This window comes from Alkaliphilus pronyensis (assembly GCF_009017275.1).
GTDB classification, from domain to species: domain Bacteria; phylum Bacillota; class Clostridia; order Peptostreptococcales; family Natronincolaceae; genus Alkaliphilus_C; species Alkaliphilus_C pronyensis.
On the sequence record NZ_WBZC01000043.1, the window covers coordinates 21,606 to 27,605 of the forward strand.

General features: G+C 30.2%; 4 protein-coding genes. All 4 read left to right on the forward strand.

The features are described from left to right. Positions 1 to 789: 789 nt before the first annotated feature. The 4 genes from F8154_RS11065 (at position 790) to F8154_RS11080 (ending at position 5,889) form a co-directional block, all read left to right on the forward strand. On the forward strand, positions 790 to 1,773 hold the full coding sequence (locus F8154_RS11065) for a DUF4489 domain-containing protein (protein WP_151861682.1): 984 nt from the start codon (positions 790 to 792) through the stop codon (positions 1,771 to 1,773). A gap of 15 nt (positions 1,774 to 1,788) precedes the next feature. After that, positions 1,789 to 2,262 carry a DUF4489 domain-containing protein gene (locus tag F8154_RS11070; protein WP_151861683.1) on the forward strand — a complete coding sequence of 158 codons (474 nt, stop codon included), beginning with the start codon at positions 1,789 to 1,791 and terminating at the stop codon, positions 2,260 to 2,262. 282 nt (positions 2,263 to 2,544) lie between these two features. Further along, positions 2,545 to 4,482 (forward strand): alkyl/aryl-sulfatase, encoded by a 1,938-nt coding sequence (locus F8154_RS11075; protein WP_151861684.1) that lies wholly within the window; start codon positions 2,545 to 2,547, stop codon positions 4,480 to 4,482. 447 nt (positions 4,483 to 4,929) lie between these two features. After that, on the forward strand, positions 4,930 to 5,889 hold the full coding sequence (locus tag F8154_RS11080) for an esterase/lipase family protein (protein ID WP_207706878.1): 960 nt from the start codon (positions 4,930 to 4,932) through the stop codon (positions 5,887 to 5,889). Positions 5,890 to 6,000 lie beyond the last annotated feature (111 nt).

Sequence of the window (6,000 nt, forward strand, 5' to 3'; positions counted from 1 at the left end):
GAACATTGAATACTAATGAAATTGGAATAAACATGAACATATTATATGCGATAGCGTAGGAGCAGATTACATTAACCATAAGAATTATAATTTAGAACTAAATGGTAATATTAGTATTATAAATCAGATAAATATAGATGTAACGGTAATTGCAGGAACAGGAGAAGAAACGGTTGAAGCATTACAGACAATTTCATCACATTCAAATGAAAAAAGGATTGATGGTAAGGTTACTGATTTAAAAAAATGTAAAAATGGAGATGGAAATGCGACCTTAAGAAGTGTATTTTCCTAAATGGGAATAAATATAAGGTAAATGGAATTTAAATAGAAATATATATAAGAGTACCTATACTGAGAAAGAAACTGAAAGGAATTTAGTACAAAGACTATAGCGTTATTAGTTCAATATGTGTAAACTAATACAAAACTTTTATGATGAGCCAAGTGAAATACACTTGACTCATTTTAAATTTACACATTTATTTAGATAGTCTTGGGGAGAATCCCTCAAGATTTTTTTGTGGTTCTAAAATTTATATAATAATCCATATATTTGTGGTTATTTGGATAAATATAATTTGTATTATAAATTCTCTTTTCAAAAGAATTATGGTCTTAAAATTTTATCTTCACAGTGTTTGAACATCTGGTTATCTACTCGACTATATAATAGATAATATTAAATGTAGTAGTTAACAATAAGTATTAGGGCTACATACTATGTAATAAATACTGGATACTACCTTAACTGTAATAATTAGAAATTGTAATGTGGGGGATGTAAAAATGAGAAGAGTAAATTATTTACCATATGTAAAGTGTGGTAAAGTGTACCAAGTTGATTTACCTAATAGATTAGATGAAAGTGAACCGCCAATTGTACTAGCAGAAGTCAATGTGAACACAAAGGACATACCAATGCCATGTATATTAGTCAAATTCTCTGAATTTATTAATTTTACCTTATTAGGATTGAATCCAAAATTTATTATTATTTACCGGTTAGTTAGAGAAGATAGATATTCAAGTTATCCACAAATTCTTAAAGAGTGGGAATTTGAATTTGAATCTTCTGAGATGCTAGAAATTGCTAATGTAGATACAAATCAACCAACTGTTCTTGATTATTGTGATTGCTTGGATATATATACTAGTGGCAGAATAACCTATAGGCTAGAAATTGTTCAAATTGAAACAAATAATGTTACAAGCTATGGTTTAACGAATAAAAGCTTTACAGCCACAGTTATAAATGGATTAAAGGAAGAGGGAAAAAGGCACAACTCTTATTTTCTAGATCGTAATCTAGGTTTTATACCCTATGTAAAATGTGGAAAAGTATTTAATCCTGTATTACCTATTAAATTAAGTAAAGAAGATCCACCTGTTATACTCACTCAATTAATAATTAATACAGAAAGAAATAATGATCTATGTATTCTAATCAATTATTCTAGTTTCGTTACCTCAATTTTAAAAGAGGATCACTTTAACAACTTAACTTTTAGATTAGTAAAAAGCTGTAGTGATTTCACTACCGAAGTTCTTAGGGAATGGCCTTTTAGAAGGGTATTTGTAAACAATACCAATATTAAGGAGCCCCTTGTATATGACTACTGTGAATGTTTAAATTCTAAATTTGATAGACATTGTACTTACACCTTCGCATTAGTTGAGGCTGAGTTGTCTGAAAAATCATTCTATAACATCAGTCAAAAAAGTATGACTGCTAAAGTTTATTTAGGAAAAGACCAGCAAGGATTATGTTAGCAAGGAGGGGCAGTAATGAAAATTTGTTTTGGTGAACCACTACTAAATTGTGGCAAGATATATAAAAATAGTTTTTCAAGTAAGTTGATAAAAAATAATTTGCCTATAAATTTAGCTTCAGTACAGGTGAATACAAGAAATATAAAAAATCCCTATGTTCTTATCAACTACTCTCAAAATTTAGAGTTTGAGTTTGGAGGTTTCAATCCTGTGATTAGTATAGTGTATAGATTAATTCTCAGGTCTAACTATACAGGTGATATAAAAGTATTAGAATGCTGGAATTATAGGGCATCTGAAGTTATACCTACTACAGTTCAGGAGTTTAATACTATTGAACCATTAGTAGTTAATTTTTGTGATTATTTAGGTGATAGCTGTAATAACTCATTCACATACATATTGCAAATAGCAGAAACAGTTACTCAAAATACGAGCTTTAATATAAGTAATCAAGAAATGTCTGCAATAGTGAGTTCTGGAAGATAAAAATATATCTATCCCACGGATCGTTCTGATGTTATATTGTGGAATAACTCTAACAATAGTAGTCTAATTTAGAAAAACCGCAGTTACATCGATACGGCGAACCGTACCACAAGTAACGGCGGTTTTCTTTGCAATTTAGTGATATCAATACATACAATAAAATATAGACTGAAGTAAAAGCAATATAATAACTATTTAATTATTTAAAAGTTGTATAGATCAATTACTAACACAATAAACATATAGACAACATAAATATAATATAATAAGGGAGGTGTCAATATGAGTAATAAAAAAAGCAAGAATAAATTAAACACTTTAAGAAAAGATGCAACACTTAAAACACGTCTAATAAATGAAGGAATTTATGATAATATAAACTGGGATAAATTAAAAATAGAAGAAGAGTTATCTAAAAAGAGCGTAGTTGTTAAAGAGCAATTACCTGTTATTAGGAGCAATGAATCATTATTACCTGTTTGGGATTTAAAAAGATATGCTTTTTTACTAGAGGAAAAAATGCCACATACTGTTAATCCAAAGCTTTGGGAGCAGGGTAAAATGAATCTAAATGCAGGCTTATTTAAAGTTACTGATAAAATATATCAAGTTAGAGGATTAGACCTTGCTAACTTAAGTCTTGTAAAAGGTGAGACTGGTTGGATTGTAATTGACTGTTTAACATCAAAAGAAACAGCAGAAGCTGCAATAAATTTAGCTAATGAATACTTTGAAGATATACCTATAAGTACAGTAATATTTACCCACAGTCATGTAGATCATTACGGAGGAATTTTAGGGGTTTTAAGTAGTAATACAGAAAGAGACATTAAGGTATATGCTCCTAAAGGATTTACAAATGCAGTTATAGAAGAAAATGTAAACGCAGGAGTTGCAATGTCAAGGCGTGGGATATATATGTATGGCGAAGTACTACCTCGTGACAAAAAAGGTCAAATAGATTGTGGAATCGGAAAGTATGTTTCTACAGGAACAACAACCTTTATAAACAATGTTCATGAAATATCTCCAATTGCTAATCAAGAATATGTAGAAAAAGAGATAGATGGAGTTGTTATGCAATTTTTATTAACTGAGGATACTGAAGCGCCTTCAGAAATGGACATATATATTCCAAGTGAAAAATCTTTATGTATTGCAGAAAATTGTAGTGCAACCCTCCACAATATATATACTTTAAGAGGAGCAGAGGTGAGAGATCCTATTGCGTGGGCTAAGGATATACAAAAAGCTATAGACTTGTGGGGAGACAGTTTAACATCTATATTTGAAGTTCATACTTGGCCAAGATTTGGTAATAAGTATTGTATAGAATACATGGAGAAACAAAGAGATTTATATCAGTATATTAATGATCAGACTCTAAGATTAATAAATAAAGGATATACATTAGAAGATGTTGGAAGGATGGTTAAACTTCCAGAAAGTTTGTGCGATGAATGGTATAATAGCTCATTTTATGGAACGGTAAATCATAATTCAAAAGCAGTTTATCAGAAATATATGGGTTGGTATAATGGAAACCCTGTGGATCTAAATAAACTACCTACAGAACAATCAGCAAAGAAATATATAGAATATATGGGTGGAGAGGATGAAGTCTTAGAAAGAGCAAAGAGATCTTATGAAGATGGAGAGTATCAATGGGTGGCAGAGGTTACTAAACAACTTATTTATGCTAACCCTGAAAATAAAAATGCAAAACTCCTTTGTGCAGATGCATTAGAACAATTAGCATATATTGCAGAATCAGGACCATGGAGAAATGTATATTTAACAGGAGCACAAGAATTACGTCATGGGGTTATTCAAGTAAAGCGTTCTGTCATAACTGAAGATGTGTTAAATGCAATTCCTCTTGAGAATGTGCTATACTTGTTTAGTATAAGAATAGATGGACGCAAGGCTGGAGATTTTGATTATAAAATAAATTTTATAATCCCAGATAAAGAAGAAGTAGCCTCAGCTGAGGTGAAACGTGGTATATTTAGATATTTAGATAATAAGCTTGCAGAAGATGCAGCGGTAACGGTTACGATGTCAAAAGATATATTATATGAGATTGCAACAACAAATATTAGACCAGATAGTTCAAAAATAATTGTAGAAGGAGATATTTGTAAGTGGCAGTTATTTTTATGGGTACAAGATATAATTAATTTAGACTTTAATATAATGACTCCAGTATCAAATAATTAAAATAGCTAACGAGTTTAGGAGCTGAAAGGAGTCAAAGGGACGATTTTCGACTACCATGTTATACAAGAAAACAGCAGTTACATTGATATGGTGAGCCGTACCACAGGTGACTGCGGTTCATGATAAATTCAGCTATATCAATGATTATATAGAATTATTATGTGGTACGCTGGTGACAATAAATAAGGGTGATTTGCCTATAAGGTTATGGGTGTTTTCAGATTAATTGTTTGGAAGTGATTTTTGTATATTAGTGCTTTATCTAAATCGAAGCTATATACATCTGCAAAAAAATAAGAACCATTCCGACCTGTGTATAACAAATAAATGATTGCATTTAGATATTTTTTAAAATATTTGGAGTTTCTCTTAGATTCGTTTAACATAATTGAAATATTTCCATATTATAAAATAAGCCTTTAGTTTGTTAAAGGTATAAAAGTAATAATGGGAAGTGAAGATATGACATTAACTAATACACCTATAATATTTGTACCAGGACTATTTGGATCTATGAGTAATGAAATCATTCCAGGAACAGGAGATTGGAGTTTTGGTATAGCAAAAGTTGCATATGGACAATTTATAGAAATGCTAGAACTTATGGGATTTAAGTTAAACAAAGATTTATTTATATCATTTTATGACTGGCGAAAAAACTGTTCAGATTCAGCAAGAAATTATCTATATAAAACTATACAGAGGGTAAAAGCAAAAACACATTCAAAAAAAGTTAATATAATATGTCATAGCATGGGTGGACTTGTAACGAGAGCGTATGTACAAAGTAATTATTATAATGATGATGTTAATAAAATGATTGTAATGGCTACACCAAATACAGGTTCCCCCCCGAATTTTAGTTATTGGACAGGTGGGAAGTTGCCTAGTGACACAGGAAAAGAATTTGATATGGTTAGAGCTTACATGACTGGGTATCTTGCGATATTGAGTGAGATATTTAGAAATGACCCAATAGAAGGAATACATGAAGAATTTCCTGGATTAAATGATATAATACCAAGCAAACAATATGGCGACTATTTATTCACTAAAGAAGGAGTTGATATAACACAATATAAACTTCAATGCCATATGAGTACACAAAATACTTTCTTGAATGAATTAAATGAAAATATTAATATTATAAAACAGAGGAATATAGATGTAACTGTAATTGCAGGAATAGGAGAAGAAACAGTAGAAGCATTACAGATAATTCCATCACTTTCAAATGAAAAATGGGTTGATGGTAAAGTTATTGATTTAAAAAAAACTATAAATGGTGATGGAAATGCTACTTTAAGAAGTGTATTTTTCCTAGATGGAGATAAATATACGGTAAATGGAACTCATATTGAAATGTTATATAAGAGTGAACCTATATTGATAAAGAAGCTGAAATGAGTTTAGCACATAGATTAGAGAATTATTAATGAGATATTAACAAACTTATAGAAGAATTTTTATAATGAGCCAAGTAACATAAACTTGACTCATTTTTGTGCGACAGGCAGT

Coding starts and splice junctions, on each gene's coding strand:
- F8154_RS11075 (WP_151861684.1), top strand. CDS start 2,545: ATGAGTAATAAAAAAAGCAAGAATAAATTAAACACTTTAAGAAAAGAT.
- F8154_RS11070 (WP_151861683.1), top strand. CDS start 1,789: ATGAAAATTTGTTTTGGTGAACCACTACTAAATTGTGGCAAGATATAT.
- F8154_RS11065 (WP_151861682.1), top strand. CDS start 790: ATGAGAAGAGTAAATTATTTACCATATGTAAAGTGTGGTAAAGTGTAC.
- F8154_RS11080 (WP_207706878.1), top strand. CDS start 4,930: ATGGGAAGTGAAGATATGACATTAACTAATACACCTATAATATTTGTA.